At 62.1% G+C, this 26,290-nt stretch carries 22 protein-coding genes; 16 read left to right on the plus strand and 6 right to left on the minus strand.

Going from position 1 to position 26,290, the window contains the following annotated elements; genetic code table 11:
* Nucleotides 1-15 precede the first annotated feature (15 nt).
* The 3 genes from AV059_RS05140 (at nt 16) to AV059_RS05150 (ending at nt 3,379) form a co-directional block, all read left to right on the plus strand.
* Entirely contained in the window at nt 16-2,349 is a 2,334-nt protein-coding gene (locus AV059_RS05140; RefSeq protein WP_058992749.1) for an STT3 domain-containing protein, read from the plus strand.
* 69 nt (nt 2,350-2,418) lie between these two features.
* Complete coding sequence (locus AV059_RS05145) at nt 2,419-2,892, plus strand: hypothetical protein (protein WP_058992751.1); 474 nt, start codon at nt 2,419-2,421, stop codon at nt 2,890-2,892.
* A complete protein-coding gene (locus tag AV059_RS05150; protein WP_058992753.1) occupies nt 2,885-3,379 on the plus strand; it encodes a hypothetical protein in 495 nt (164 codons plus the stop codon). Before AV059_RS05145 ends, AV059_RS05150 begins: the two co-directional genes overlap by 8 nt.
* A 5-nt stretch (nt 3,380-3,384) precedes the next feature.
* On the opposite strand, the gene aglM is transcribed toward AV059_RS05150, so the two are convergent.
* Nucleotides 3,385-4,692, minus strand: coding sequence for a UDP-glucose 6-dehydrogenase AglM (gene aglM, locus AV059_RS05155; protein WP_058992755.1), 1,308 nt, complete (start codon nt 4,690-4,692; stop codon nt 3,385-3,387).
* 88 nt (nt 4,693-4,780) lie between these two features.
* Here aglM and aglF point away from each other — a divergent pair, with 88 nt between their 5' ends.
* Entirely contained in the window at nt 4,781-5,536 is a 756-nt protein-coding gene (aglF, locus tag AV059_RS05160) for a UTP--glucose-1-phosphate uridylyltransferase AglF (protein ID WP_058992757.1), read from the plus strand.
* Between the two features lie 356 nt (nt 5,537-5,892).
* Nucleotides 5,893-7,308 (plus strand): sugar transferase, encoded by a 1,416-nt coding sequence (locus tag AV059_RS05165; protein ID WP_058992758.1) that lies wholly within the window; start codon nt 5,893-5,895, stop codon nt 7,306-7,308.
* Between the two features lie 298 nt (nt 7,309-7,606).
* Here AV059_RS05165 and glmS read toward each other — a convergent pair whose 3' ends face one another.
* The 3 genes from glmS to AV059_RS05180 all read right to left on the minus strand — a co-directional run bounded on the left by glmS (nt 7,607) and on the right by AV059_RS05180 (nt 11,606).
* On the minus strand, nt 7,607-9,397 hold the full coding sequence (gene glmS, locus AV059_RS05170) for a glutamine--fructose-6-phosphate transaminase (isomerizing) (RefSeq protein ID WP_058992760.1): 1,791 nt from the start codon (nt 9,395-9,397) through the stop codon (nt 7,607-7,609).
* A complete protein-coding gene (glmU, locus tag AV059_RS05175; RefSeq protein ID WP_058992763.1) occupies nt 9,397-10,587 on the minus strand; it encodes a bifunctional sugar-1-phosphate nucleotidylyltransferase/acetyltransferase in 1,191 nt (396 codons plus the stop codon). Before glmU ends, glmS begins: the two co-directional genes overlap by 1 nt.
* A 158-nt stretch (nt 10,588-10,745) precedes the next feature.
* Complete coding sequence (locus AV059_RS05180) at nt 10,746-11,606, minus strand: CheF family chemotaxis protein (protein ID WP_058992765.1); 861 nt, start codon at nt 11,604-11,606, stop codon at nt 10,746-10,748.
* A gap of 165 nt (nt 11,607-11,771) precedes the next feature.
* Here AV059_RS05180 and acs (AV059_RS05185) point away from each other — a divergent pair, with 165 nt between their 5' ends.
* The 8 genes from acs (AV059_RS05185) to AV059_RS05220 all read left to right on the plus strand — a co-directional run bounded on the left by acs (AV059_RS05185) (nt 11,772) and on the right by AV059_RS05220 (nt 20,932).
* Nucleotides 11,772-13,715 carry an acetate--CoA ligase gene (gene acs / locus AV059_RS05185; RefSeq protein ID WP_058992767.1) on the plus strand — a complete coding sequence of 648 codons (1,944 nt, stop codon included), beginning with the start codon at nt 11,772-11,774 and terminating at the stop codon, nt 13,713-13,715.
* Nucleotides 13,716-13,855: 140 nt separating this feature from the next.
* Nucleotides 13,856-15,547, plus strand: a complete 1,692-nt coding sequence (locus AV059_RS05190; RefSeq protein ID WP_058992770.1) for a bacterio-opsin activator domain-containing protein — start codon at nt 13,856-13,858, stop codon at nt 15,545-15,547.
* Between the two features lie 70 nt (nt 15,548-15,617).
* A complete protein-coding gene (gene acs, locus AV059_RS05195; RefSeq protein ID WP_058992772.1) occupies nt 15,618-17,612 on the plus strand; it encodes an acetate--CoA ligase in 1,995 nt (664 codons plus the stop codon).
* A 45-nt stretch (nt 17,613-17,657) separates the two neighbouring features.
* Nucleotides 17,658-18,086, plus strand: a complete 429-nt coding sequence (locus AV059_RS05200) for a DUF4212 domain-containing protein (RefSeq protein WP_058992774.1) — start codon at nt 17,658-17,660, stop codon at nt 18,084-18,086.
* Nucleotides 18,083-19,753, plus strand: a complete 1,671-nt coding sequence (locus tag AV059_RS05205; RefSeq protein ID WP_058992775.1) for a cation acetate symporter — start codon at nt 18,083-18,085, stop codon at nt 19,751-19,753. The genes AV059_RS05200 and AV059_RS05205 overlap by 4 nt, the downstream gene beginning before the upstream one ends.
* 4 nt (nt 19,754-19,757) lie before the next feature.
* A complete protein-coding gene (locus tag AV059_RS05210; protein ID WP_004964408.1) occupies nt 19,758-20,231 on the plus strand; it encodes a universal stress protein in 474 nt (157 codons plus the stop codon).
* Between the two features lie 52 nt (nt 20,232-20,283).
* The gene (locus tag AV059_RS05215; protein WP_058992778.1) at nt 20,284-20,499 is read left to right on the plus strand and encodes a hypothetical protein; all 216 of its coding nucleotides are present in this window, start codon (nt 20,284-20,286) and stop codon (nt 20,497-20,499) included.
* A gap of 208 nt (nt 20,500-20,707) precedes the next feature.
* Nucleotides 20,708-20,932 carry a hypothetical protein gene (locus AV059_RS05220; RefSeq protein ID WP_228841750.1) on the plus strand — a complete coding sequence of 75 codons (225 nt, stop codon included), beginning with the start codon at nt 20,708-20,710 and terminating at the stop codon, nt 20,930-20,932.
* A 308-nt stretch (nt 20,933-21,240) separates the two neighbouring features.
* On the opposite strand, the gene AV059_RS05225 is transcribed toward AV059_RS05220, so the two are convergent.
* Nucleotides 21,241-22,107 carry a CheF family chemotaxis protein gene (locus tag AV059_RS05225; RefSeq protein WP_058992780.1) on the minus strand — a complete coding sequence of 289 codons (867 nt, stop codon included), beginning with the start codon at nt 22,105-22,107 and terminating at the stop codon, nt 21,241-21,243.
* Nucleotides 22,108-22,219: 112 nt separating this feature from the next.
* Between AV059_RS05225 and AV059_RS05230 the strand changes: the two genes are divergently transcribed.
* Nucleotides 22,220-22,855, plus strand: coding sequence for an IS6 family transposase (locus tag AV059_RS05230; protein WP_058992781.1), 636 nt, complete (start codon nt 22,220-22,222; stop codon nt 22,853-22,855).
* 12 nt (nt 22,856-22,867) lie between these two features.
* Here AV059_RS05230 and AV059_RS05235 read toward each other — a convergent pair whose 3' ends face one another.
* Nucleotides 22,868-23,680, minus strand: a complete 813-nt coding sequence (locus AV059_RS05235; protein WP_058992783.1) for an undecaprenyl-diphosphate phosphatase — start codon at nt 23,678-23,680, stop codon at nt 22,868-22,870.
* An 89-nt stretch (nt 23,681-23,769) separates the two neighbouring features.
* Here AV059_RS05235 and AV059_RS05240 point away from each other — a divergent pair, with 89 nt between their 5' ends.
* Nucleotides 23,770-24,885 (plus strand): mechanosensitive ion channel family protein, encoded by a 1,116-nt coding sequence (locus AV059_RS05240; RefSeq protein ID WP_058992786.1) that lies wholly within the window; start codon nt 23,770-23,772, stop codon nt 24,883-24,885.
* An 86-nt stretch (nt 24,886-24,971) separates the two neighbouring features.
* Nucleotides 24,972-26,249: a tRNA pseudouridine(54/55) synthase Pus10 gene (locus AV059_RS05245; RefSeq protein WP_058992788.1), complete on the plus strand. Its 1,278-nt coding sequence runs from the start codon at nt 24,972-24,974 to the stop codon at nt 26,247-26,249.
* Nucleotides 26,250-26,290: the final 41 nt, after the last annotated feature.

Here is a 26,290-nt window from a genome sequence, read left to right on the forward strand (position 1 = left end):
GGAAAGAGAGGACACATGAGCGATACGCCCGGGGCGGGAGCGGTACTCGATGACCGGCCCGAGCTACGAGACGCGACAGCGGCGGTTCTGGCCGTCGACGACGAACAGGACGGCTGGACGTTCGACGACATTCCCATCGATTCGGGCCAGTTCGGTGAACTCGTCTCCACGGGCATCGTCGAGAAAGACGGTGACGAGTACCGCGTCGCTGATCCCGACGCTGTGCGGGCCGCGCTCAGCGGGGACTCCGAAGTCGGTCGCGACAGCGGGCACGAGACGGCTTTCCGTGACGCGCTACGGTTTGATTTCGACGCACGAGCAACTGGCCTGTTTGTTGCCGCCCTAGCGGTCGTGTTCGTCGCCCGAACGTACGTCATCGGGTCGATATATCGCGGCGGCGACATCGTTCTATCAAGTAACGACCCCTACTACTATAGATACCACATCGAACAGGTCGCGGCGAACGCCGCCAGTGCAGCCGATTTCGGGGCGCTCTCCGTGCTCCCAGGTGGAATAACCAACGGGGAGCCACTCACGATTGCGACGCTCTGGTGGGTCGCCAGCCTTTTCGGCGGGAGCAAGGAAGTCATCGGCCACGTTCTCGCCTGGTATCCGGTCGTGTCGGCACTCGTCACGGGCGTCCTGCTCTATCTACTCGCAGTTCGGGTGTCTAGCGACCGGCGCGTCGGTCTTGCATCGGTCCTCTTTCTGGCGTTTATTCCCGGCCACGCCTTCCGGACGAGCCTCGGGTTCGCAGACCACCACGCCTTCGACTACCCCTGGCTGGGGCTCACCGCCCTTGCACTCGTGGTTGCGCTAACGACGGCCACGAATCGAACATCGCTTCGTCGACCACAGCCGTGGATTGCCGCGGTCGGTATCGGGGTCGGGATCGCCGGCCAGGTGCTTGCGTGGGAGGCCGGACCGTTGCTTGTCCTGCCAGCCAGTCTGGTGGTGCTGGGACAGACACTGCTGGATGTCTCAAACGACCGATCGGCACTGGTCAAAAACGCACCAGTTCTTGCCGGCGTCAGCCTCGGTGCGATACTCGCTGGCGGTGTCCATACTGTCACCGGCTGGCAAACTGCGCTTGTCGCTAGTGCGCCAGCACTGCTAACGCTGGGCACTGTCGTCGTCATCGCGACAGCAGAAGTAGCCAGGCGCTTCGGTGGCACTACCGGGCAACTGGCCGCGGCCGACATCGGTCTCGGCGTCGTCGGTCTCCTTGTCTTTCGCTTTGGCTTCACAGAACAGTGGAGCACGTTCAGTAGCCGGCTCGACTTGCTGTTTCGGTCCGATGCGATCGCTGAGACGTACGGACTGTTCAACGCAGACGCATTTGGCTTCCTGTTCCTGCTCGGCCTGACGCTGTTCCTGGCGCTCCCAGCAATGGTGTGGGGCGTCGACCTCGCTCGGAGTGACCGGAGCGGCTGGCTCGTCGCCAGTAGCTACGCCTGGATACTGTTTGCCCTTGCTGTGATTCAGGTCCGTTTCGTCGGCGAACTGGCCCCGTTTCTCGCGCTGTTCGCCGGCCTCGCGTTCGTCTGGGTCGCCTCGTGGGTCGATCTCGCCCGACCGGTGCTGACGACTGGCGACAGCGACCTTCGAGACGTACTCGTTCCCGACAGCCGGGCAGTTGCGTCGCTGATCGTGTTGTTTCTGTTGTTCGGGGCCCTCGGAATGGTGCAGGTTCCAGTCAAAACGAGTCAAGTGCTCGTCGAGGACGGGACCTACGGTGCGGCGACTGCAATCGAGGCAGACGCCGCCGATCGCGGGCTCGAATACCCCGAGGACTACGTGCTCAGTCGCTGGGGACAGAACCGCGTGTACAACTACTTCGTCAACGGTGAGTCACAGAGCTACGGCTACGCCCGCCAGACGTACGGGCCGTTCATCGCATCGACAGGTCCTGATGAAGCCCACAATCGGATTTCTGGTCGAGTCGGATACGTCGTAACGACAGAGAGGGAACTGGATGAACCGAACACGATGTACACTCGATTACACCAGCACTTCGGAAGCCGGAGCAGTGATGTAGACGGGCTGGCTCACTACCGACCGCTCTTCACGAGCGAAGACGGGAGCCACAAGGCGTTCGCGGTCGTTCCCGGTGGAGAGATCCGGGGGACTGCAGCCCCGAATTCGACCGTCTCGGTCGTAACGACAGTCACTGTCTCGGACAGAGAGGTCGACTACGAGCGCCAGACGACAGCCAACCGGAACGGTGCGTTCACTGTTACCGTCGCAAACCCCGGGACGTACACCGTGACGACCGATGACGGCAGTGAAACGACTGTCGAAGTCACAGAACAGACAGTGTACGACGGCGGTAACGTCACCGTCGAGTGATTTCCGCAGACTGGTACGCCGTAGTTCTGAAGCGAAACGACCATTGCACCCACCGAAAGAACAGAGGATGTGCGCGTCTGGGTTCGTATCGTCATCGTGCTCGTGCTGTGTCTGACACTCGGGGGACTGTTCGTTCACGCGGAGATAACAGAGGACAAACGATCACCGTATCCAGACGCGGCGGACCTTTCGACCGGGTACGAGTCGTACGTCGGGCAGCAGCTCATGGTGTTTGGCACGGTGACAGAGACCAGCGAAGGCGAGATGCGAATCAGGGCCGAAAACGATGGGACGGCAATCACACTCAGGGTCACTGAGACGAGAACAGCCGTCGAACCCGGTGGCGTCGTTCAGGTGTACGGGACGCTCGAACCAGCGCAGACGATAGCGGCCGAGCGCGTCGAGGTCGTCAACAGCAGTCGGTGGGCCGAGTTCTACAAGTACGGTGCCTCGGCTATCGGCGCACTGGGATTCCTGCTGCTGTTCTTCCGGTATTGGCGAATTGACCGGGAGACGTGGACGCTGGAGGCCCGCGATGGCTGACCTGCTAACACACCTGCTCGTCCCATATATCCTTCTCACGGTCGCGAGTTGGCGTGTCGGCTGGCTCGATCAACGCTGGGTCGTCGTTGGGATGGGTGGTGCGGCGATTCCCGATCTGGTAAAGGTCGGAATCGTGCTAGACGAGAGGGTAGTCGAAGCACTTCTCGGCGTTCCGTTCACATACGCGCCCCTGTCGACACTTGGGGGAGTCCTGTTGCTCGCTGGAGTCATCACCGTCGCATTCAGTAGCCGCCACTGGCGGCGTGTGTTCAGCCTCGTGGCGTTCGGCGGCCTCACGTCGCTTCTGCTCGATGGGATGCGAGTGTACGCCGACGGACGAGCGAGTGCCTGGCTGTATCCGTTCACGAACTGGCGGCCGCCGACGCCGAGCCTGTACGTGTCTTCGGACCCGACCGTGCTCGTTGTGGCGCTACTCGCTGCCGGCACGGTAGCCGTCCTCGACAGACGGATGCGAGCACGTAACTGACTTCGTCACCAGGTCAATCCCTCGTAGGTGATGCCGTCGCGCCGCTCAATGATGCGTCGGCCGTCGACGACGATAGGGTCGGCCATGTCGTCGAATGCAGCGTCGAGCGCCGCGAACTCGTCCCAATCAGTGACGACAACGGCGCCTGATGCCCCCGCAAGAGCGGCCGTGGCCGAGTCGGCATACTCGATATCGGGGTAGCGTTCGCGCATATTCTCGGTCGCGACCGGGTCATAGGCGACGATGTCTGCGCCGCGTTCCTGCAGCCCCTCGATGACCGGTACCGCTCGCGTGTTCCGGATGTCGTCCGTGCCAGATTTGAACGCAAGCCCGAGAACGGCGACGCGTTTCCCGGACACATCGATGTGATCGTCGAGGAGAGCGAGGAGGCGCTCGGGCTGGGCATCGTTCAGCTCCACGGCCGCCGAAAGGACTGCGGGGTCGTATCCCTGCTCCCGCGCCGCGGCGATGATGGCGTCCGTGTCCTTCGGGAAACAACTGCCGCCCCAGCCGACGCCGCTCCGGAGGAACTGCTCGCCGATACGGTCGTCGAGTCCAATGGCATCGGCCACCTCGTAGGCGTCGACGCCGAACTCCTTGCAGATGTTCCCGATGTCGTTGATGAGGCTGACTTTCGTCGCGAGGAACGTGTTGTTGGCGTACTTTATCATCTCGGCCTCGGGGATACCGGTTTCGACGACCGGCACGTCACCGTCAGCGGCTTCGCGCAGCGGCGCATAGAGGTCGTGGAGAAGCTCCGTTGCGCGGTCGTCGTCCGTCCCGAAGACGAGTTTGTCGGGATTCAGGAAGTCCGCGACAGCCGTCCCCTCGCGCTGGAACTCGGGATTAGACGCGACGAGGAAGTCCGTCCCGCGTTCGAGACCAGCGTCGGCGAGACGTGGGGCGAGCCGATCTTCGGTCGTATTCGGGACGACAGTCGACTTCGTGACGACGAGGTGTGGGTCCGCTGCCGCGTTCTCAGCGCCGGCCAGTGCCTCGCCGACGGATGCCGCACCGGCTTCCATGAACTGGAGGTCGATGCTCCCGTCGTCGTTCGAAGGCGTCGGGAGCGCCAGCATCGTCAGCTCAGTATCGAGTATTTCCTCGTAGTCGGTACTTGCCCGGAGTCGCCCACCACCGTGTTCGGCGACAAGTTCGTCAAGCCCAGGTTCGTGTATCGGCGACCGGCCGTCGTTGACCGCGTCGACGATGTCCTCGTCGATGTCTATCGTTACCACTTCGTGTCCGAGATCCGCAAGACACGCGGCGACCGTTGTCCCGACGTATCCGCTTCCGACAATACTGACGTTCATCGGGCGGCAGTAGTCGAGGGGCGGATATTATAATTCGGATATTATAATTCGACAAGAGTTTTATCGGACGGCCAACGAATTGAGATATATGAAAGCTGTCGTACTCGCCGCTGGTGAGGGGACACGTCTCCGTCCGCTGACTGAAGACAAGCCAAAAGGGATGGTAGAGGTCGCGGGGAAGCCGATTCTGACCCACTGCTTCGAGCAACTGATCGAACTGGGTGCTGACGAACTGCTGGTAGTTGTCGGCTACAAGAAGCAGGCCATCATTAATCACTACGAGGACGAGTTCGATGGCGTCCCGATTACCTACACCCACCAACGCGAACAGAACGGCCTTGCCCACGCACTCCTGACCGTCGAAGAACACGTTGACGACGACTTCATGCTGATGCTCGGCGACAATATCTTCGAAGCGAACCTCCAGGACGTCGTCAACCGTCAGGCGGAGGAACGTGCCGACGCCGCCTTCCTCGTTGAGGAAGTCCCGTGGGAAGAGGCCGGGCGGTACGGTGTCTGTGACACCAACAAGTACGGCGAGATCACCGAAGTCGTCGAGAAACCGGAAGAGCCGCCGTCGAACCTTGTGATGACTGGGTTCTACACGTTCACGCCAGCTATCTTCCACGCCTGCCACCTGGTGCAGCCCTCCAATCGCGGCGAGTACGAAATCAGTGATGCGATTGACCTCCTGTTACACTCCGGGCGAACGATCGATGCGATCCGCATGGATGGCTGGCGGAACGATATCGGCTATCCCGAGGACCGAGATCAGGCCGAGAAACGGCTACAGGGCGAGATTGACCCGGAGATAGCCGCCGAGAACATCGCTGCAAGCGAGTGAGAGACTAAACCGGGTCGTCTCGCCAGTAACTAGTGTAACCACACGGTCACGTAGGTCGCACAGTTGTACAACATTTCAATCGAAAGGGCAGACCACCACCGTGAGACGATATCCATCGTACAGCGCCAAACGGAACAGGCACAACGCGAGTTGGAGCACCGTTGCGATACCCGACACGACTGCGCTGGTACGTTCGCTGTGGATACATCGGCTCACGAATACCTCTCGTGAAGCACTTCCTCTCAATAGCACAACAGCCCTTCAGGGCGGTTGGACTGCGTGTCCACGCACAGTAGCTTCAGTATTTGAGTCCCCGGACGCAGGACTTATGCCGGAACTCGGCAATCACACTGATAATGGATAGTGGCTGGCGGTACCGGGTCGCAAGTGTAGCCGGCGTCGTCGTACTGACAGCGGCCGCCGTCGCACTTGTTAACAACGCTACCCTCCAGTCGATAGCGACAACTATCCCGGTGTTCAATCGGCTACCGACTGACCCCCCAACTGGGTCGGAGTTCACGTTTGAACTGTTGGTCACAATCGCAGTCGTCGTTAGTGTGTTCCTCCCACTGTACAAACCCCGCCCACGAAGAATTCTCGACGCTATAGCACTGGCCCAGAAGCGGGTGCTCGTAGCAGTTCTTGTCTTGGCGACAATCGGCTACTTCGACTACACGTACCGATTGCCGCGCTTGACTGTCGTGTTATTGACTCCCTTGTTACTGGTCGTACTGCCCGCGTGGTTCGTGTGGATTCGCAAGCAGCCGTCGTCGAACGGCGAACGAACCATCGTCGTTGGGGACGACCTCAAGGTGATAGAAGAAGTGGCAAGTGAAGTCGACGGAACGCTCCTGGGCTATCTCTGTCCGACGAGTGTCATTACGACAGTCGAACGGACCGAAGCCATCGCTGACGGCGGAACTAACACCAGTGGGTTGGAACGGCTGGGTGGCCTCTCGCGAATCGAGGACGTACTCGTCGAGTATGATATCGACACTGTTGTGCTGGCGTTTGAACATGCCGACCGGGCGGAGTTCTTCGGCGCTCTCGACGCCTGTTACGAGTATGGTGTCAACGCGAAAGTCCATCGCGACCATACAGACTCTGTGTTGACCGCCAGCGGTGGCGTCGGAACCCTGATCGACGTGGAGGTAGAGCCATGGGACATACAGGACTATATTCTCAAGCGTGCGTTCGATATCACGTTTGCATCGGCTGGGCTGGTCGCGCTATCGCCCCTGATTATTGGGATTATAGTCGCAATAAAAGCAGAAGACGGTGGCTCAATACTGTACCGACAAGACCGAACAGCAGTTTTCGGTGAAACCTTCTCCATCTACAAGTTCCGGTCGATGATCGAGAACGCCGAAGACGAGACCGGCGTGAAAATCAGTGACGAGGATGCGGGTGGGGTCGATCCACGCGTGACATCGGTTGGTCGAGTGCTGCGACAGACGCATCTGGATGAGATCCCACAGCTCTGGTCGATACTACGGGGTGATATGAGCGTCGTTGGCCCACGACCCGAACGGCCGGAACTGGACTCGGATATCCAGAGCGGTGTCGTTGACTGGCAGAAACGATGGTTCGTCAAGCCAGGCCTGACCGGGCCTGCCCAGATTAATCATGTGACTGGAAAAGAGCCGAGCGAAAAGCTGCGATACGACCTCGAATACGTGCGTGACCAGTCGTTTAGCTACGATATGAAACTCGTTTCGAGGCAGGTCTGGGGCGTTGTTGTTGATATCATAAACGCATCCAAGGACTCCTGAAAACTGTTGGTTGGTTGAATATTATCTGCCAAGTATTCGACCACAGTCCATCGTTCGTAGAGAGCCGCTGGGTATCAAGCAAACGTTCCAGCATGGGAGTAGTGCGGCACTAAACGTGAGAACCACGATCGCCACACTGCGACGCTGCTATCTCGGGTTTCGGTAAACGGTGTAGAGACAGTCATAGCGGCAAGGTAACAGGGCAGCGGAAAGTTGTGGCTCACAGTAGCGTCGAGATCAGCGGTCATTGTCACCGGCCCACGCGAAACACACACTGCCGGTCAATTACTCGCTATTCTCACTCGACCGTGACGCTTTTTGCCAAGTTGCGTGGCTTATCGATGTTCCGCTCCAGCAGCGCAGCCGTGTGATACGACACCAGTTGCAAATGCGTGTTCGCCAGCACCGCGGCGGCTCGCGGATGGGTCTCCGGAATCTTGAGCACGTGGTCTGCGTATCGTTCAACGTCGCTCTGTCCATCCGTAATCGCGACCACCGGCGCGTCCCGTGCCTCGACCTCTTTGACGTTCCCGATCGTCTTGCGGGCGCGTTCGTCGTCACCGGTCACGATAGCGAACACCGGCGTGTTCTCGGTCACCAGCGCCAGCGGGCCGTGTTTTAGCTCACCCGCAGCGAAGCCCTCGGCGTGCTTGTAGGTGATCTCCTTCATTTTCAGCGCGCCTTCAAGCGCCACGGGATTCTGATAGCCCCGGCCGATGAAGAAGTAGGCGTTGGCGTCCTGATACAACTCGGCGACCTCCTGAGCGGCAGATTCGTCGAGAACCTCCTGAACGTGGCCGGGGAGGTCACGGAGTGCACTGATGACCTGCCGGGCGTCGCCGGTGGTGGACGTTCCAAGCGCGAGCAGGTTCAGCGCGGCCAGCTGTGAGGCGAAGGTCTTGGTCGCGGCGACGCCGATTTCCGGCCCGGCACGGATGTACAGCGCGTGGTCGCACTCGCGGGCTGCGGTAGAGCCGACAACGTTGGTCACGGCCAGCGTCCGCGCGCCGCGGCGGCGGGCCGCCCGAAGTGCCGAAAGCGTGTCTGCGGTTTCGCCGCTCTGCGTGACGCCGACGACGAGCGCGTCGCCGATAGGTGGCGTAGCCGTGGCGTATTCGCTGGCGAGGAATGCCTGGGCGGGGATGCCCGCTTCGCGGAACAGTTGCGCGCCATGCAGGGCAGCGTGGTAGGAGGTCCCGCAGGCGACGAACTGGACGCCGGTCGGGGAGAGTCCACCGAGGTCGCCGATATCGACCGTGCCGGCGAGTTCGTCGACCCGGCCCCGCAGACACTGCCGGAGCGCGCGAGGTTGCTCGTGAATCTCTTTGAGCATGAAGTGGTCGTAGCCGCTTTTGCCGGTCTCTTCTGGGTCCCACTGGACAGTGTCGATGTCTTTCTCGACGACATTGCCGTCGGTGTCAGTGACGGTCCATCCATCACCGTTGAGTCGAGCGAACTCGCCGTCAGCGAGATAGATGACCTTGTCAGTGAAGTCCCGGAAGGCGGGCACATCACTGGCCAGATACGTCGCGTCGTCGTCGATGCCTAGCACGAGCGGCGAGTCGTTTCGCGCAGCAAATACCGAGTCACAGCCGGCAACGACGACAGCGACGGCGTAGCTTCCCTCAAGTCGGTCGACCGTCTCTCTGACAGCGTCTTCAGGGTCAGCTCCCGCCTCTAGCGCGTCCTCAATGAGGTGGGGGACGACCTCGGTATCGGTGTCAGACGTGAATGTGTGGCCGGCGCTCACGAGTTCGTCTCGCAGGGACTGGTAGTTCTCGATGATACCGTTGTGGACGACTGCGACATCACCGGTGCAGTCCTGATGGGGGTGAGCGTTCTCGTCAGTCGGCGGGCCGTGTGTGCTCCAGCGGGTGTGGCCAATGCCGACCGAGCCCGAGAGCGTCCGTTCCGACAGCGCCTCGCGCAAGTCGGCGATTTTTCCGGAGTGTTTGCACAGGTCGATGTGGCTGTTCGCAAGCGCAACGCCGGCAGAGTCGTACCCGCGGTACTCCAGTTTCGAAAGGCCGTGGACGAGCGTGTCGAGCGTCTCGTCGCCGCGGCCGACACAGCCGATGATACCACACATCAGCGGACCACCTCCGCGCCCTCGCGGACGGTTCCATCGACTGTCACGCCAGTGGCGAGCTGAGCGTTGGGGCCCACGAGCGACCCGGAGACGAAGCTCACGTCCCCGAGCGCGACGGCGCGGTCGGCAATAACGGCACCGAGCCGCTGGTCCTCAAACACTTCCGTGCCGACCTGCACGTCGGCCGGGCCGCCGGGGACGACCGTATTGACGCCCAGGTTCACGTCTTGGCCGGTGACAGTGTCGACGAGGGTCGAACTGGGGTCGACACGCGTGTCAGCGTCGAGGACAGTGTGCTGGATGACGCTGTTGGCCCCGACAGTGACGTTGCGTCCGAGCGCGACGTTCGGACCGATGACAGCGTCCGGTCCGATTTCACAGTCCGGGCCAATGACGACCGGCGACTGGAGGGTCGCCTCGTCGTGGACGCGTGCGGAGTTGTCGACCCAGACCTGTTCGTCTCGGGCCGATTCGACGACCCGTCCCCGCGCCAGCACCTCTCGGGCGACGGTCAGCAGGTCCCACGGGTAGGTCGCGTCAACCCACATTCCGTCGACCTCGACTGCCTGAATGCGATCAGATTCGAGCAGGAGTTCGATAGTGTCGGTCAGCGCCAGCTCGCCGGCGTGCCGCGTCGTTTCGTCGATAGCCTCGAAGATGTCGCCGTCGAAGGCGTACACGCCGCCGTTGATGAGCCTGAAATCGTCGTGTTGTGGCTTTTCGACGATATCGACGATATCGCCGTCCTGTACCTTGACGGCACCGTACCGACTGGTGTCCTGTCGTTCGATGACAGCGATGCTCGTGTGCCCAGTCTCCGCGTAGGAGGTATCTACCGCCTCGATAGTGGCCGCGTCGACGAGACGGTCACCGTTCATCACCAGAACCGGGCCGTCGACGACGCGCCGTGCCTGGAGGAGTGCGTGCCCGCTACCGAGCTGTTTCGTCTGGCTCACATAGGAAATAGGAACGCCACGGTACGTTGGGCCGAAGTGGTCCTGAACGCGGTCGCGCTTGTAGCCGACGACGACGACGAGTTTCTCGATGCCTGCCTCGACCAGCGCGTCGAAGACGTGTTCGAGGATCGGACGGTTCGCGGCCGGTAACATTGGTTTTGGCCGGTTTCGCGTCAACGGCCGGAGGCGAGTCCCTTCACCCGCAGCGAGGACTACAGCCGTATCGATGTGCATACATATTGCAGACGGAGGAGGGGCTTCAATATGGCGGCCTTACCGAGATTGGTCGGTGTTTACTCGCCACACATATCCAGTTTGTGACGTCGAAACCAAACGAATCAGGAACCCGAGATATTCGGACCTCGCGACGCTTCGCTAGTTCCGGGTACGGACTACTGCTCGCCCATCCGCTCGCCAGCGACCCGACGGCCCTTCGTCGTCAGGTTCACTTCGGTCCGTTCCCGGAGCACGCTTATCACGTCGAGTTCGATCAGTCGGTCGAAGATCTCCTCGGTTTTCTCGACGTCGATACCGACAAAATTGGGGATGTCGAACGGCGATACGCCGGAGTGCAGCGCCATGATGACCCGTTTCTCCGTCGAGCTCAGGTCCAGATCAGCCTGGTTCTGTTCGGCGCTCTCTTCGAGCATCGTCCGGAGGACAGTCGCGTGAAACTCCTCGCCCGCGAGGTGTGTTTCGACGCTGATATCCTCCTCGCTGTGCTCGACCTGAATGACAGTCCGCTCCTCGCCGCTGACCTGCTTCTCTTCGACAGCGAGGTCACCGATGTCGGCGCGGTCAATGACGACGGCTTGCCCGTCGGCCATCGCGAGTTTCAGCGCCTCGTCGGTCACTTTAAGTCGGCCTTTCGTCCACTCGGCGGACTGGACGACGCCGCCTTTCAGTGCCGGGTGTTGAACCAGCACGATTGCGCCGTCGAGACTCGCCCGGTAGAAGTCGGTCTCGAACGTCCCGTGGTCCGATGCCGACACGAGGATAACGTCTTCGCCGACGTAGAGTGCGACGTAGTCGGAGACCCCGGCACTCTGCTGGTTCACGTCGAACCGGTCGGCGATACGGTCGATATCGGTCAGTGAAATCTGTCGCTTGTCGTCGCCCAGCAGGGCGACCCGCTCGGTAGTGAGGACGATGCGACAGTTTCGCCACTCGGCGTCAGTCAGCCGCTGGCCCTGTGAGACCGCCAGAAGGAACTGCCCCTTCGTATCGGCGATCTTCTTTTCGGTGTCGCTCATACCCCGTACCGGCCTCTTGTACACTCGTTGTCCACAGGACTCAATATAAGTTCCGTCGCCAATGTCGAAAGTGAGAACGGCCGGCCGCACCGGTAGGGCTCTCGCAGCGAAGTCGTACACAATTAGATAGGATATTTTTTGAGTGCGGCGATGTACTGTCAACTGATGACACGGGGTGACGAACCGGATCGGGGCCAGTCCCAGACGGGGCGAGAGACAGTCGAACCACCGGACTGGTTCGTTGAACAGGCGAACGTGACGGATCCGGCTGTCTACGACCGCTTCGAACGGAAGTGGCCCGGTTGCTGGCGCGAGGCCGCCGAGTTGCTTGACTGGGAGGAGCCGTTCGAGACGGTACTCCGTGGAACGGACGGGCCACCGTTCGAATGGTTCCCTGGCGGCCGATTAAACGCCGCATACAACTGTCTTGACCGGCACCTCCCCGAGCGCAAGAACCAACTCGCACTGGTCTGGGAGGGGCACCTCGGCGAGTCCCGCACCTACACCTACCTCGAACTGTACCGGGAAGTCAACGCCTTCGCCGCAGCGCTGCGCGACCGCGGTGTCGGACGGGACGACGTGGTGACGCTGTACCTGCCTATGGTACCCGAACTCCCGGTCGCGATGCTGGCCTGCGCCCGTCTTGGCGTGCCACACAACGTCGTCTTCGCCGGGTTCTCTGCGGACGCGCTGGCGACGCGAATGGAGCGGGCCGAGTCGGAGTACCTCATCACCTGTGACGGCTACTACCGCCGCGGTAGTGCCGTCGCACAAAAGAACAAGGCCGATAACGCACGAATCGCCGTCGACCACGACGTGTCGGTCGTCGTGCTTGACCGACTAGGCCGTGACGTGCACTTAGGCGACGACTACGACGACTATCACGACCTGCTGGCGGCCCACGAGGGCGCGGAAGTCGAACCGGTTTCGCGGGCGGCCGACGACCCGCTCTTTCGCATCTACACCTCAGGGACGACTGGCGAGCCCAAAGCGGTCACACACACGACCGGTGGCTATCTCGCACACGTCGCCTGGACCGCCCGGTCAGTTCTCGACATCAAGCCCGAGGACACGTACTGGTGTTCTGCCGACATCGGCTGGATTACCGGCCATTCCTACATCGTCTACGGCCCGCTCGCGCTCGGGACGACGACAGTACTGTACAACGGCACAGCGGACCACCCCAAGAAAGACCAGCTGTGGGAGCTCATCGAAAAGTACGCCGTTGACGTGTTCTACACCGCACCGACTGCTGTTCGGGCGTTTATGAAATGGGGCGAGGAGTACCCCGCGAAGCACGACCTCTCTAGCCTGCGCCTGCTGGGCACCGTCGGCGAGCCGATGGACGCGAGCGCCTGGGAGTGGTATCGCGAACACATCGGCGGCGGCGAGTGCCCGGTTGTCGACACCTGGTGGCAGACTGAAACCGGCGCAGTACTTGTGTCGACGCTGCCCGGCGTCGACGAGATGAAACCCGGGGCCGCGGGAACGCCGCTACCGGGAATCGAGGCGTCCGTCGTCGACCGCTCTGGTGCGGTCGCCGAGTCGGACACGGCCGGCGAACTCGTCGTGACGCGACCCTGGCCGGGGATGCCGCGGGCACTGCTCGACGGGACAGGCTGGGGTAGCGTGCCGGACAACGCCAAAGAGTGGCGTTACTACCCCGAAGACAGCGTCTCAGTCGACAATGACGGCTACATCACGTTCCTCGGCCGGATCGACGACGCCATCAACGTCGCTGGCCGGCGGTTCAGTACCAAGGAACTGGAGTCGACGGTCGCCGGCGTTACCGGCGTCGCAGAAGCCGCCGTCGTCGGTGCCGACGACGAAACGACCGGAACGGCGGTGTACGCGTTCGCCTCCCCGGAAGACGGCTACGCCGAGAGTGAACTCCGGGCAGCCATCGAAGACGCTATCGTCAACGCCATCGGCGGTATCGCTCGCCCCAAGGAAGTCGTGTTCACGCCCGACCTCCCCAAAACACGGTCGGGCAAAGTTATGCGCCGCCTGCTGACCGCAGTGGCGAACGACGACGAACTGGGCGATACCAGCGCGCTACGTAACCCCGAAATCCTCGGCGAGATCCAGTCGACGACGAGAAGGGAGTGAGCTGTTTCGTATATTTCTATATTTCCGAAGCGCACCCGCGGCAACGGCGTCTTTGCTGACCGTTTTACTGTCCTCTTCTCGTTGGAATCGGCGTGCTGGGCGCAATACTTATTTCGATATTCTGTGAACCTCCGAAACACATGGATGGCGAAGCGGACCGCATCGGTGAGCGAGGGTACGAACAGCTCCGGCGCGCGGCTGAAACGCACCGGTCTGACCTCGTGCTCCGGCTCGGTGCGGAGGTCGGACTCCGCCCAGCGGAGATGACCGCCGTACGGCTGGCCGACATTGTCGAGTTCGAGGGGCATCGCCTGCTTGCTGTTCGGGAGGATGGTGACGTGGTTCGTGAGACGTCCCTTCCGGATTCGGTCGAACACGATATGCGGAAGTACGCGAACGCGGCCGGGGTGGACGACGACGAGCCGCTGTTTTCTGTCTCCCCGCGTCGGCTCCAGATGTTGGTCAACGAGGTAGCCGACCGAGCCGCTGAGACGACACCACGCCTGAAGGGGGTTTCCTCGCGTGACCTCCGGTGGCGGTTCGCGGCAAGCCTGCTGGACGACGGCGTTCCACCAGACGTCGTCTGTGCGCTCGGCGGCTGGGACCGACTCGACCGGCTGGACCCGCTGCTTGACGAACCAGACCGCGAAACCATCGTCGCAGCCGTCGACGGGTCCGGCAGGCAGGCGGCCGCGAGCGAGCCGCAACGAACCGTCGGCTGGATTACGGCGGTCAGCGAGGCGCTTGCGGCCGCTGCAACTGGTGAAGCGATTGCGACAACGGTCTGTGACCACCTAACAGGGACAGCAGGCTTCGAGTTCGCCTGGGTCGCCGAACGGACTGGTGATGGACTGACACCGCGCGCGACGGCAGAGATCTCGGAGTCGACCGTCGAGCAGCAGATCGATGAGCATACCGAGTCAGTCACCGCCCCGCTCGACGTGGGCGAGGTTCGTGTCGTCGACGACAGCGCCAACTCGGTCGCTTTGGTCCCACTCGTCAGGGAAAACGCCGTGTCCGGTGTCATCGGGGTCGGGGCGGGCGAAGGGCTTACCGACACGGAACACGCCGTACTGTCCGCGCTCGGCGTCCAGATCGGCCACGCACAGGTCGCCGCCGAACGCAAGCGCCTCCTGCTTGCCGACACGGTGACCGAGCTGGAGTTTCACTGTGGGGACGAGCGAACCTTTACCGCCGGCGTCTCCGAGGCGCTACAGTGTACGGTCGAACTGTCCGGCGTCGTCCCCGTTGCGGGCCAGTCACTGCTGTACTACCTGATGGTCGAAGGCGCCTCGGCCGACGCGATACTCTCGTATGCGGACGACGACGACGGCGTGGCCGACGCTAGACTTCTCGAAGAGCACAGCGACGGCGTGTTGCTGGAGGTCGTCGTCACCGACACGCCAGCACTCCAGTTGGTCGAGAGCGGCGGCCGCGTTCGCTCTGTGACGGCCACCGACGGTGTGGCGACTATCGCCGTCGAACTCCCCAGCGAGGCTGACATCAGACCGACGGTCAACGCCGTCACCGACGCCTACCCGGAAACGTCGTTAGCGGCGAAGCGAGAGACGGAACGGCCGGCCGAGACAGATACCGGGTTCCGCGACCGACTGACCGACACGCTCTCCGACCGGCAGGAGACCGTTCTTCAGGCGGCCTACCACAGCGGCTATTTCGAGTGGCCTCGCGGCTCGACCGCTGAGGAGCTAGCGGACTCGCTGGACGTCTCGTCACCGACGTTGCACAATCACCTCAGGAAGGCACAGCAGAAGGTTCTGACCGCGTTTTTCGACGACCGGCCGACCGAACCGCGACAGCCGGTCGACAACTGAAACCCTGTTTCATGTTATCGTAGTTAGACCCCCCGTTTATATGGCCGCTGTGAAATATCGATGATAGACCATGTCAGATGAAGATGTCCAACTCGAAGCACGGCTCGAAGAGCAGGAGGTTTTCGAGCCGCCGGAATCGTTCGTTGAACAGGCGAACGTCACGGACGAGGGTATCTACAATGAGTTCGAGGAGAACTGGCCGGAGTGCTGGGAGGGAGCCGCCGACCTCCTCGACTGGGAGGACGACTACGATCAGGTACTCGACGACTCGAACCCGCCGTTCTACGAGTGGTTTACCGACGGCACACTGAACGCCTCGGCCAACTGTCTGGACCGGCACCTTGACGAGCGCGGCGACGAAGCCGCTATCGAATGGGTCGGTGAGCCAGTCGAGGAAGACAATATCACCTACACGTACGAGGAACTCCATCAGAAGGTCAACGAGTTCGCGGCCGGCCTGCGGGAGATGGGCGTCGGCGAGGGCGATGTCGTGACGATGTATATGCCGATGATTCCGCAGCTTCCCATCGCCATGCTAGCCTGTGCCCGCATCGGCGCGCCCCACTCCGTTGTGTTCGCCGGCTTCTCTGCAGACGCGCTCGCGACCCGAATGAACTCCGCCGACTCGGAGTATCTGGTCACCTGCGACGGCTACTACCGCCGCGGCGACCCGCTCGACCACCTCGACAAAGCCAACGAGGGGCTGGGCGGCGTTGACCACGAGGTCGAACGCGCCATCGTCGCCGAACGCCTGATCGACGGCGACGGCTTCGACCACGACTACGCGGACAACCAGGTCGCCTTTGAGGACGTCGTCGCCGACAACGAGGGCGAAACGGTCGAGCCGGTCGACCGCGACGCCGAGGACATGCTGTTTCTCATGTACACCTCCGGAACCACCGGGAAGCCGAAGGGTGTCAAACACTCCACCGGTGGCTACCTCGCCTGGGCGGCCTGGACTTCCCAGGCAGTGCTCGACATCAAACCCGAGGACACGTACTTCTGCTCTGCCGATATCGGCTGGATTACCGGCCACTCCTACATCGTCTACGGCCCGCTCGCGCTCGGGACGACGACGATGATGTACGAGGGGACCCCGGACTACCCCGACAAGGACCGCCTCTGGGACATCGTCGAGGAGTACGAAGCCGACCAGCTCTACACCGCGCCGACGGCCATCCGGGCGTTCATGAAGTGGGGCAAACAGTACCCCGAGCAACACGACCTCTCCAGCCTGCGCCTGCTTGGCACGGTCGGTGAGCCGATCAATCCCCGGGCCTGGAAATGGTACTACAAACATATCGGCAACGAGGAGTGTCCCGTCGTCGACACCTGGTGGCAGACCGAAACCGGCGGGATGATGATAACGACGCTGCCCGGCGTCAAGGACATGAAACCGGGGTCGGCCGGGCCGCCGTTGCCGGGCAACGACGTACGCATCGTCGATACCGAGGGTGAGGAAGTCGAACCCGGCCGTGCCGGCTACCTGACTGTCGATAAACCGTGGCCCGGGATGCTCCGGACGCTGTACAAGAACGACGAACGCTTCATCAACGAGTACTGGGCGGAGTACTCGGACACCGACAGCGACGACTCCGACGACTGGGTGTACTTCCCAGAGGACGGGGCGAAAATCGATGATGACGGCTACATCACCGTGCTGGGACGGGTCGACGACGTGATCAACGTCTCCGGCCACCGTCTCGGAACGATGGAAATCGAGAGCGCTATCGTCGGCGTGGAAGGCGTTGCCGAAGCCGCTGTCGTCGGTGGCGACCACGATATCAAGGGCGAGGCGGTGTACGCCTACGTCATCACCGAGGACGGCTACGACGAGGACGAGGAACTCCGCAGTGCGATTATCGACGGCGTCGAGGATGCTATCGGGCCCATCGCGCGGCCGGAAGCGGTGATATTCACGCCCGAACTGCCGAAGACCCGCTCCGGAAAGATCATGCGCCGCCTGCTGGAAGACATCGCCAACGGCGAGGAACTGGGCGATACGAGTACGCTGCGAAACCCTGACGTTGTCAGTGATATCGAGACCAAAGTCCAGGGTGACTGAGCCCTAACAGCGAACAGCACCACGAATTTTCAAGCTTTCATACCCATGTCAAGAGACACGCCTGCGGACCGAGAAGAGTCAACTATCCAACCAGACGGCACCACGGCGGCCGCCCACGACGACATCGATTACCTCGACAGGGAGGTGAACCTGCTACGACCGAGTACGCCGTTTATGCGCGACCACCTGAAGATCATCTGGAGCAGTTTCGTGCTCTGGGCGCTGGTCGTGTTCGGCCCGGTGACGCTGACCGCACTTGCGCCGGAGATGATGACCGTGCAGACGCCCCTGTTTGGCTTCCCGCTGCACTACTTCCTCGTCTCGTTCGGTGCGCCGACGGGCGCGCTCATTCTGGCGGTCGTCTACACGCGCTACCGGGACCGGCTCGACCAGAAGTACGGCATCGATTCCGTCGAGAGCACGGCTCCAGAGACGGGCGAGGCAGCGGCCACTGACGGGGGTGTCGAGCAGTGACGGTCCCACTACAGGCGGAGGCGCTCGACATCTCGTTCAAGTTCGTCCCGGCGATTATCGTCTTCCTGATGATGGCGTCGTTCCTCGTCATCGGCTACGTGTTCAAGGTGGCCGACACCGAGGGGATGTGGGTCGCGGGCCGCGGCATCGGCAACATCGAGAACGGGATGGCTATCGGCGCGAACTGGATGTCCGCCGCCTCGTATCTGGGACTCGCCGGGCTGGTCGCGCTCTCTGGCTTCTACGGGCTGGCGTTCATCGTTGGCTGGACGACCGGCTACTTCGTCCTGCTCATCTTCCTGGCGGCACAGATGCGGCGGTTCGGGAAATACACCGCGCCGGACTTCGTGGGCGACCGGTTCAATTCCCCGACTGCCCGCGCGCTGGCCGCGTTCACCACGCTGCTCATCGCGTACGTCTACTCCGTCGGGCAGGCCCGCGGCATGGGACTGGTCGGGCAGTACGTCTTCGGGCTTGACATCATCCCGATGATCGTCGTGATGATGACCATCACCGTCGGCTACCTCGCGCTCTCGGGGATGCTGGGCGCGACGAAGAACATGGCCGTCCAGTACACCATCCTCATCGTCGCGTTCCTTGCTGGCGTGTACGTCGTCGGCTTCTCGCAGGGGTACTCGACGGTGCTCCCGCAGATCGAGTACGGTGCGCTGATCGCTGACCTCGGCCGCGAGTTCTCTGCGCCGTTCGTGAACCAGCCGTTCTACCTCTGGATCGCGACGGCGTTCTCGCTCATTGTTGGGACCTGTGGCCTCCCGCACGTCCTCGTCCGATTCTACACGGTCAGAAGCGAGCGCGTCGCTCGCTGGTCCTGCGTGTGGGGGCTGTTCTTCATTCTCCTGCTCTACTGGGCGTCGCCCGCAATGGCGGCCTTCGGCGTCGACCTCTTCCAGACGACGACGGGCGCGAGCGCCTACGCCGCGGAAGGCGGCATGTCCGGCGCTGAAGGTGACGTGATCGTCGTGCTCGCCGCGCAGTTCGCGAACCTCCCGACGTGGTTCGTCGGCCTCGTCGCGGCCGGGGCGATGGCCGCGGCTATCGCGACGACTGCCGGGCTGTTCATCACGGCCTCCTCAGCGGTTGCACACGACATCTACACCGAACTGATCAATCCCGACGCGACCCAGCGCCAGCAGGTGCTCATCGGTCGCGGGACGATCATCGGCATGGGCGCGCTGGTGACGGTGACCGCGTTCAATCCACCGGCGCTCATCGGCGAGCTGGTCGCCTACGCGTTCTCGCTGGCCGGCGTCGTCCTGTTCCCGATGTTCTTCCTCGGCCTCTGGTGGGAGAACACGAACCGTCAGGGCGCACTGGCCGGGATGGTGCTCGGCCTGCTCATCTGGATCACCTCGATTATCAACAGCGTCCTCCCGAGCTACATCGGCGCGCTCGGCGCAGCCGCTGGGGAAGGCGGCGCACTCGTCCCGATATACGCCCAGTACGTCCCACCGATCGGCGCTGCGCTGATCGGGACGCCGCTCGTGTTCATCGTCACCATCGCCGTGTCGCTGGCGACGCCCGAGCCACCACTGGAGACGAAAAAGATGGTTCGACAGTGTCACAGCCCCGAACCGATGGGACAGCAGGAGACCGCCGCAGACGTCGTCGGCGACAGCACCAGTAGCAGTACCCCCGCGGACGACTAAACCAATGTACGACAACATCCTCGTTCCGACCGACGGCAGCGAAACCGCCGAAAACGCGGTCGATCAAGCAGTCGACATCGCCTCGAAATACGGCGCAACGGTCCACGCGCTGTATGTCGTCGACGTCGACGCAACCAGCTACTCGCTGGGGACAGAACAGGTCGACCGCATCCGCCAGGGGAACCTGGCGGAGATGACCGATATAAAAGAAGACGCCGATGAGGCCACCGGCTACGTCCGGGACCGCGCCGCTGAACACGGCGTCGAGGTCGAGGAGCACATCACCGCCGGCGAGCCGGCCCGCGCCATCCGAAAGTTCGTCGAGGACAACGACATCGACCTCGTCGTGATGGGGTCCCACGGCCGCTCGGGCCTCAAGCGCGTCATCCTTGGCAGCGTCACGGAGAAGGTGCTGCGCCGGACGCGGCTACCAGTACTCGTCGTCGACGTTCACGGCGAGACAGATATCGAGGCGTGACTAGCATGGGACTGAACCGACCACGACCGCTACGGACGACGCGAGGGCGCCGATGAGCGTCGTCGACACCCTCCGCGACCACGTGCGCGACCACAAGCGAGGGATGTTCGTCGACCTCGTGTTCGCCATCGCTTGGGTGACCGCTGTGAGCGTTATCTTCGACCTGCTCCCGGCTCCCCAGTGGGCCTACTACCTGACACTCGCCGCCGGCGTCGTCGCGTACTACGGCTTCTTCTGGTCACTCGAGCTGGCGATGGAACAGCAGTAGGTCGGACTCCGTTTTTGCCGGCGGCTCCATAGCTAGTTCACGACACCCCTGTTAAACATACACATACGGTGTCAGAACCACCGTTTTACCCGTGCTATCCAAGCACCCCTCCATTCTCAAGCCCGGCGAATTTCCGCCCTGCCGGTAGTAATAATACCATGTAGGTGCATTGACTTTTTCGATGGCAGCAGACGCCGTGGAGTCAGCAATGATATACGAAAGTTCAACGGGAGAGTACTACAGTGGTCTCGACATCTGGATGCGCTTCGAGTCGGGGTTCTGGGAACCACACGATTGGAGTCAAGCGACGGGGGAGGAGTGGGTCCAGACCGAGGCGGGTGAAGTCCTCACCCTGACGCCGGTCCCGGAGTCGGACCTCCCCGACGGGGTGTCGGTGACGGAAGCTGAGGACGTCGAGTACCTGCGTGAGTGAAAACGGCGAGACGGGAGCAGGTCACGAGTCCGGCTGTACTGACTGGGCTACATCGGAACCCGACCACCGCTAGAGGCAAACCACGGGTCACAGTAGCGGTCCCGTTCAGCGGTACCGCTCCGAATCAGTCCCTGCCCGATTTTTGTTGGCCCGTCGTCAGGGAAAGTCGTCCTATGCCGCGTCGCGCCACTGCTCGCGGGTCACTGAGTTCCCCGTTCGTTCTGTGGCGCGTAGCGCCCACTTATTGCTCGCGGGTCGCGCTGCTCCCCGCTCGCCAACCGAGGGGCCTCCTTCTGGTCGGCCCCTCGCTACTTCTCACTCATTGCTTCACTCGCCATATTCCGCCCCTGCGCGTTCAACGCAACTTCGGTTCGAACCCGGACCTCATCAACCGCGCCAATCTCAAGGAGTTTCTGATATATTTCCTCGACCTCGTCAGGTGTCGTCCCGACGAAATCAGACATTTCAAACGGTGAGACGCCGGAGTACAGCGCCATCAACACCTGGCTCTCCATCTCCGAGAGTTCGTAATCGTCCTCGCGGTCCTCGATAACGCGGGTAAACAGCGTCTTCAGCGCCCGCGTGTGGTGGTCCATCCCCGAGATGTGAGTTTCGACGCTACGGTCCTGGTCGTCAGTGTGTTCGACCTCGATTACCTCCCGCTCCTGCCCCATCACGGTACTGGTCTCGGTTTCGATGGTTCCGACGTCCTCGATTTCGAAGGACATACTCTTGCCGCCGGGGAACTGGAGGCGGATGATGTCGTCGTCTAGTTGAAACCGTGCCTTGCGCCACTCGGCGTCCTCCTGGACGACGCCACCGACGACCGCTTGCTGTCGTGCGAGAATGACCTCGCCCTGCAGTGTCGCGCGGACGTACTCCGTCTCGAAGTCATCCAGGTTCGGCGTGTCGACGAGTAGAACGTTGTTGCCGACCTCCAACGCGGTTGCGCCGCCGGTACCGCCGTCGGGAACCAGATCGTCAGGGTTCGACGGGAGGGTGATGCTGGAGTGGGGAATCGGCTGTTTCGAGCCGTTCGTCGCCAGAATGAGTCGCTTGTTGGTGACGATGAGTCGACAAGAGCGCCACTTCGGGTCAGTCACCGTGTCGCCGTCGCGGACGACGTACTGGAAGTCCCCCGACGTGTCGACTAGCTTGCGTTCGTCACCACTCATGGCCGCTGATATTAGAGATTTGACGCCGAAGGATAAATAAGTTCCAGCACCACTCTCACGGTCGTGTTTAGTTAAGCATCAAAAGTGAGGCGGGAGAATTTCTCGGTGGTTCATGCCAGAAATCACCCGCCTCAGTGGTAGTAGAGAGTGGATTGATTTGGATTTTGTGGAGCGTGAGCGGACACCCGAGTCCGCGATGGCGTTGGGTATTCAATCGCACGTTGCAGGACTTTCACTGTCGAATACCGTCGAATTGCTCGAAGCACTGGGTGTCCAACGGAGTCGAAAAGCGATTCACGATTGGGTGCAGAAAGCCGATCTACAGCCAGACTCGGGTAAATCACCGAATCAGATTGCACTCGACGAAACAGTGATTCGGATCAACGATCAGCAATTCTGGCTGTACGCCGCCGCCGATCCGCAGTCGAACGAACTGCTTCACGTCCGGCTATTTGCGACGACTACGACCACCCTCACAGAAATTTTCCTGCGCGAACTTCAGCAAAAACACGATGTCGAAACTGCCGTCTTTCTCGTTGATTGCGCTCAACACCTCCAAACTGCACTCCAACGAGCTGGACTCCGATTTCAGATGTGTCGCCACGGAAATCGGAACGCTGTCGAACGGATTTTTCGAGAGCTGAAGCGTCGAACCTCGTCGTTTTCAAACTGCTTCAGTCACGTCAAACCCGAAACCGCTGAAAACTGGCTCCAGAGTTTCGCTCGCTGGCACAATGCCACTAACTAAACACTACCACTCTCACAGCGCGACAAGCAGGCCGCCGACGACGCCCAGGCCGCCAAACACCGTACAGACCGCCCAGAACGGAACCTGCCGGACCAGCCGGACCAGCGCGTCGACGGTGAGATAGCCGACGACGGCACTCACGATGAGCGCGACGACGGCTGGCAGCGGCTCGATTGCGGGAATGCCGTCGTCAACGAGAACCAGGACGTTGGCAGCGAGCGCGGCCGGAATCGACAGTAAAAACGAGAGCCGAAGCGACGACTCGCCCTCGTGGCCCCGGAGCAACAGCGCACTCACCGTCGTCCCGGACCGGGAGACACCGGGAAGGATGGCCAGTCCCTGCAACACCCCAACCAGAACGGCGTCGAGCCCGTCCGGGACCTCACGCTCGCCCAGTGACAGCGCCGCGGCGAAGCGCTGGAGGAGGCCGGTGATGACGAGCAGGCCGCCGACCAGCGCCAGAAAGAGCCCGCCCTCTAATTCTGAGACGGCCGCGTCGAGGGCCAGATACGCGGGGAGGCCGGTGACGGCGGTTGCCGCCGTCGCGATGACGATAAACGAGAGGTCCGCCGTCTCGTCGGCGAACGGCCGGCGAGAGAGTTCCCGGATCGAATGGAGGATAGTTCGGACCTCGGTGCGGTAGTAGGCCGTGGCCGCAACTGCCGTCCCGGCGTGGAGAAAGAGTGCGAGGCGGGTCGCAGCGGCGGGTGAAACGCCTGTGACCACCGTTGACGCGAGGGCGACGCCGCCCTCACTGGAGACTGGAATCCACTCCAGCACCCCTTGCAGCAGGCCCAGCAGAATAGCGACGAGAATCGGGTTCATACCCACGGAGCGGACGCCGCGGGACAAAGGCCGTTCGGTTCGAGCCGTCGACGTGGCAGTATATATAGCGCCGGTGTCCAAACGGGGGTATGCAACTGGGAAGTGGGGTGGTGGACCTGCTGTCAGGGCTGCCGGCCTGGCAGGGATTTCTGGTACTTGTCGGCAGTGGGGTCGCGCTCGCGCTGGTCGTCCGTGTCCTCGGTGACCGGCTGATCAGACGGGTCACCCCACACATTGAGGGCGACGTCGACGACATCGTGTTCCGTGGGATTCACACCGCTGCGTACATCTCTATCGGCCTCGGCGGCGCGTACGCCGGCGCGCAGATTTACGATATTCGGCCGGCCATCGCCGTCTCACTTGAGGCCGGAACGCTCTCGCTGGTCGTCATCGTCTGGATGGTGACGCTGCTTCGCATCGGCCGTCAGGCGTCCGCCATCGCGACAGATTCAGCGTACATCGACCGCCAGATGGTCCCCATCCTCCAGAACGTCTGGAGCGCACTCATCTCGGGCGGAGGCGTCCTACTTTTGCTGATTCTGTGGGACATCGACGTGACGCCGCTCCTGGCCTCAGCGGGAATTATGGGCATCATCGTTGGGCTGGCGGCCCGGGACACGCTGGCGAACTTTTTCGGCTCGCTATCGCTGTATCTCGACGGGACATACGCGGTCGGCGATTTCGTCGTTCTGGAGACCGGCGAACGCGGGCGCGTCGAAGATATCTCCGTCCGCTCGACGGTCATCCGCACCCGCGACGATATCCTCGTCACAGTTCCGAACTCGAAGCTCAACAGCGCCGCTATCGTCAACGAGTCGACGCCGCGACGCAAGCGCCGGATTCGGGTCCCTGTCGGCGTCGCCTACGGGACGGATATCGACAAAGTCGAGGAGATTCTTCTGGAACTGGCTGAAACCGAGGACCTCGTGCAGGAACGGCCGAACCCGCGGGTCCGGTTCCGTGAGTTCGGCGACTCCGCGCTGAACTTCGAACTGCTGTGCTGGGTCAGCAACCCGGCCCTGACAGCTCGTGCGACCCACGAACTCAACAGCGCGATTTACAAACGGTTCCGGACTGATAACATCGATATCCCGTTCCCCCAGCGGTCCATCTCCATCTCAACCGAAGAGATTCCGGGCGAACTATTCGACCAAGCGCAGTCGAAGAGCAAACCCACAGATGACGGCGGCGTGACCGGTGAGTAAGCGAAAGCAAGGTCACAGGGCCCTCCCCGGCCCAGGCGACCGAGAGGTCGAAACGCAATTACGGGGGCGACGCGTCGGCTCAGGCAATGAGTATACTTGAGGACGCCCGTGCGGCGCTTGCCACCGGGCCGCTGTGTGATTCCTGTCTCGGCCGGCTTTTCGCCGACCGGAGTTTCGGGCTGGCCAACGCCGAACGGGGCCACGCCCTGCGGGTGACGCTTGCGCTTGCAGACGACGACCCCTTTGAGGAAAGCGAGGACTGCTGGGTCTGTGAGGGTGAGTGTGACCGCTTCGACTGGTGGGCCGAGCAGGCCGCAACCGCCGTCCGCGGCTACGACTTTGACACCTACCAGGTCGGGACGAAAGTGCCGCCGCTACTCGAAGAAAACGACGAACTGCTCCGAGAGGACGTGGGACTGGACCCCGACGCCGGAGAGGCGCTGAAGACCGAACTCAACCGCGAGGTCGGCAAGCGAATCGGCGACCTGACCGGCGCGGAAGTAGAGTTTGGCCGTCCAGCAGTCCAGCTCACGCTCGACCTCGCGACGGACGAAGTAGAGACACACGTCAACTCCGCGTTCGTCTACGGCCGCTACCGCAAGCTCGAACGCGACATTCCCCAGACGAAGTGGCCCTGCAACGACTGCAATGGGACGGGGCTGTGGCAGGGCGAGCCCTGTGACGGCTGTGACGGTAGCGGCTACCGCTACGACGAAAGCGTCGAGCAACTGTCCGCGCCTGTCGTCCGTGAGGCGATGGACGGCGAGGAGGCCGTGTTCCACGGCGCCGGCCGCGAGGACGTCGACGCGCGAATGCTCGACTCGGGCCGTCCGTTCGTCATCGAGGTGATGGAGCCGCGCAAGCGCGACGTGGACGCCGACGAACTCGAAGCCGACATCAACGACTTCGCCGACGGGAAGGTCGAAGTGACGGACCTCCATCTGGCGACCCACGAGATGGTCGAGCGCGTCAAGGAATTGGACGCCTCCAAGACCTACCGGATGGACGTGGAGTTCGGCGACGCGGTCGACGCCGACGCCCTGCAGGACGCACTGACGGAACTGGACGGAGCAACTATCCAGCAGGAGACGCCCCAGCGAGTCACCCACCGACGGGCCGACATCACCCGGACGCGAGCAGTGTACGACGCCGAAGGCGAATTGACCGACGACCGGCATGCCGAACTCCGCATCCACGGCGAGGGCGGCCTGTACGTGAAGGAACTCGTCTCCAGCGACGAAGGCCGCACGGAACCAAGCCTGGCCGGCCTGCTCGACGCCGACGCCGTGGTGACCGCACTCGACGTAATCGACGTGCAGGGCGAGGACGAGCCGTTCGCGACAGACGAGTTCCTCAAGGAGTAGCGAACTGGATTGCCGTCCAACCGGAAGCTGTTTTTCCACCG

Source organism: Haloarcula sp. CBA1127 (genome assembly GCF_001485575.1).
Taxonomy (GTDB): Archaea; Halobacteriota; Halobacteria; order Halobacteriales; family Haloarculaceae; genus Haloarcula.

Excerpts from the sequence above, each read along its gene's own strand:
- AV059_RS05140 (WP_058992749.1), top strand. The coding sequence starts at position 16 with ATGAGCGATACGCCCGGGGCGGGAGCGGTACTCGATGACCGGCCCGAG.
- AV059_RS05150 (WP_058992753.1), top strand. The coding sequence starts at position 2,885 with ATGGCTGACCTGCTAACACACCTGCTCGTCCCATATATCCTTCTCACG.
- aglM (WP_058992755.1), bottom strand. The coding sequence starts at position 4,692 with ATGAACGTCAGTATTGTCGGAAGCGGATACGTCGGGACAACGGTCGCC.
- aglF (WP_058992757.1), top strand. The coding sequence starts at position 4,781 with ATGAAAGCTGTCGTACTCGCCGCTGGTGAGGGGACACGTCTCCGTCCG.
- AV059_RS05165 (WP_058992758.1), top strand. The coding sequence starts at position 5,893 with ATGGATAGTGGCTGGCGGTACCGGGTCGCAAGTGTAGCCGGCGTCGTC.
- glmS (WP_058992760.1), bottom strand. The coding sequence starts at position 9,397 with ATGTGTGGTATCATCGGCTGTGTCGGCCGCGGCGACGAGACGCTCGAC.
- glmU (WP_058992763.1), bottom strand. The coding sequence starts at position 10,587 with ATGCACATCGATACGGCTGTAGTCCTCGCTGCGGGTGAAGGGACTCGC.
- AV059_RS05180 (WP_058992765.1), bottom strand. The coding sequence starts at position 11,606 with ATGAGCGACACCGAAAAGAAGATCGCCGATACGAAGGGGCAGTTCCTT.
- acs (WP_058992767.1), top strand. The coding sequence starts at position 11,772 with ATGACACGGGGTGACGAACCGGATCGGGGCCAGTCCCAGACGGGGCGA.
- AV059_RS05190 (WP_058992770.1), top strand. The coding sequence starts at position 13,856 with ATGGATGGCGAAGCGGACCGCATCGGTGAGCGAGGGTACGAACAGCTC.
- acs (WP_058992772.1), top strand. The coding sequence starts at position 15,618 with ATGTCAGATGAAGATGTCCAACTCGAAGCACGGCTCGAAGAGCAGGAG.
- AV059_RS05200 (WP_058992774.1), top strand. The coding sequence starts at position 17,658 with ATGTCAAGAGACACGCCTGCGGACCGAGAAGAGTCAACTATCCAACCA.
- AV059_RS05210 (WP_004964408.1), top strand. The coding sequence starts at position 19,758 with ATGTACGACAACATCCTCGTTCCGACCGACGGCAGCGAAACCGCCGAA.
- AV059_RS05215 (WP_058992778.1), top strand. The coding sequence starts at position 20,284 with ATGAGCGTCGTCGACACCCTCCGCGACCACGTGCGCGACCACAAGCGA.
- AV059_RS05220 (WP_228841750.1), top strand. The coding sequence starts at position 20,708 with ATGATATACGAAAGTTCAACGGGAGAGTACTACAGTGGTCTCGACATC.
- AV059_RS05225 (WP_058992780.1), bottom strand. The coding sequence starts at position 22,107 with ATGAGTGGTGACGAACGCAAGCTAGTCGACACGTCGGGGGACTTCCAG.
- AV059_RS05230 (WP_058992781.1), top strand. The coding sequence starts at position 22,220 with ATGCCAGAAATCACCCGCCTCAGTGGTAGTAGAGAGTGGATTGATTTG.
- AV059_RS05235 (WP_058992783.1), bottom strand. The coding sequence starts at position 23,680 with ATGAACCCGATTCTCGTCGCTATTCTGCTGGGCCTGCTGCAAGGGGTG.
- AV059_RS05240 (WP_058992786.1), top strand. The coding sequence starts at position 23,770 with ATGCAACTGGGAAGTGGGGTGGTGGACCTGCTGTCAGGGCTGCCGGCC.
- AV059_RS05245 (WP_058992788.1), top strand. The coding sequence starts at position 24,972 with ATGAGTATACTTGAGGACGCCCGTGCGGCGCTTGCCACCGGGCCGCTG.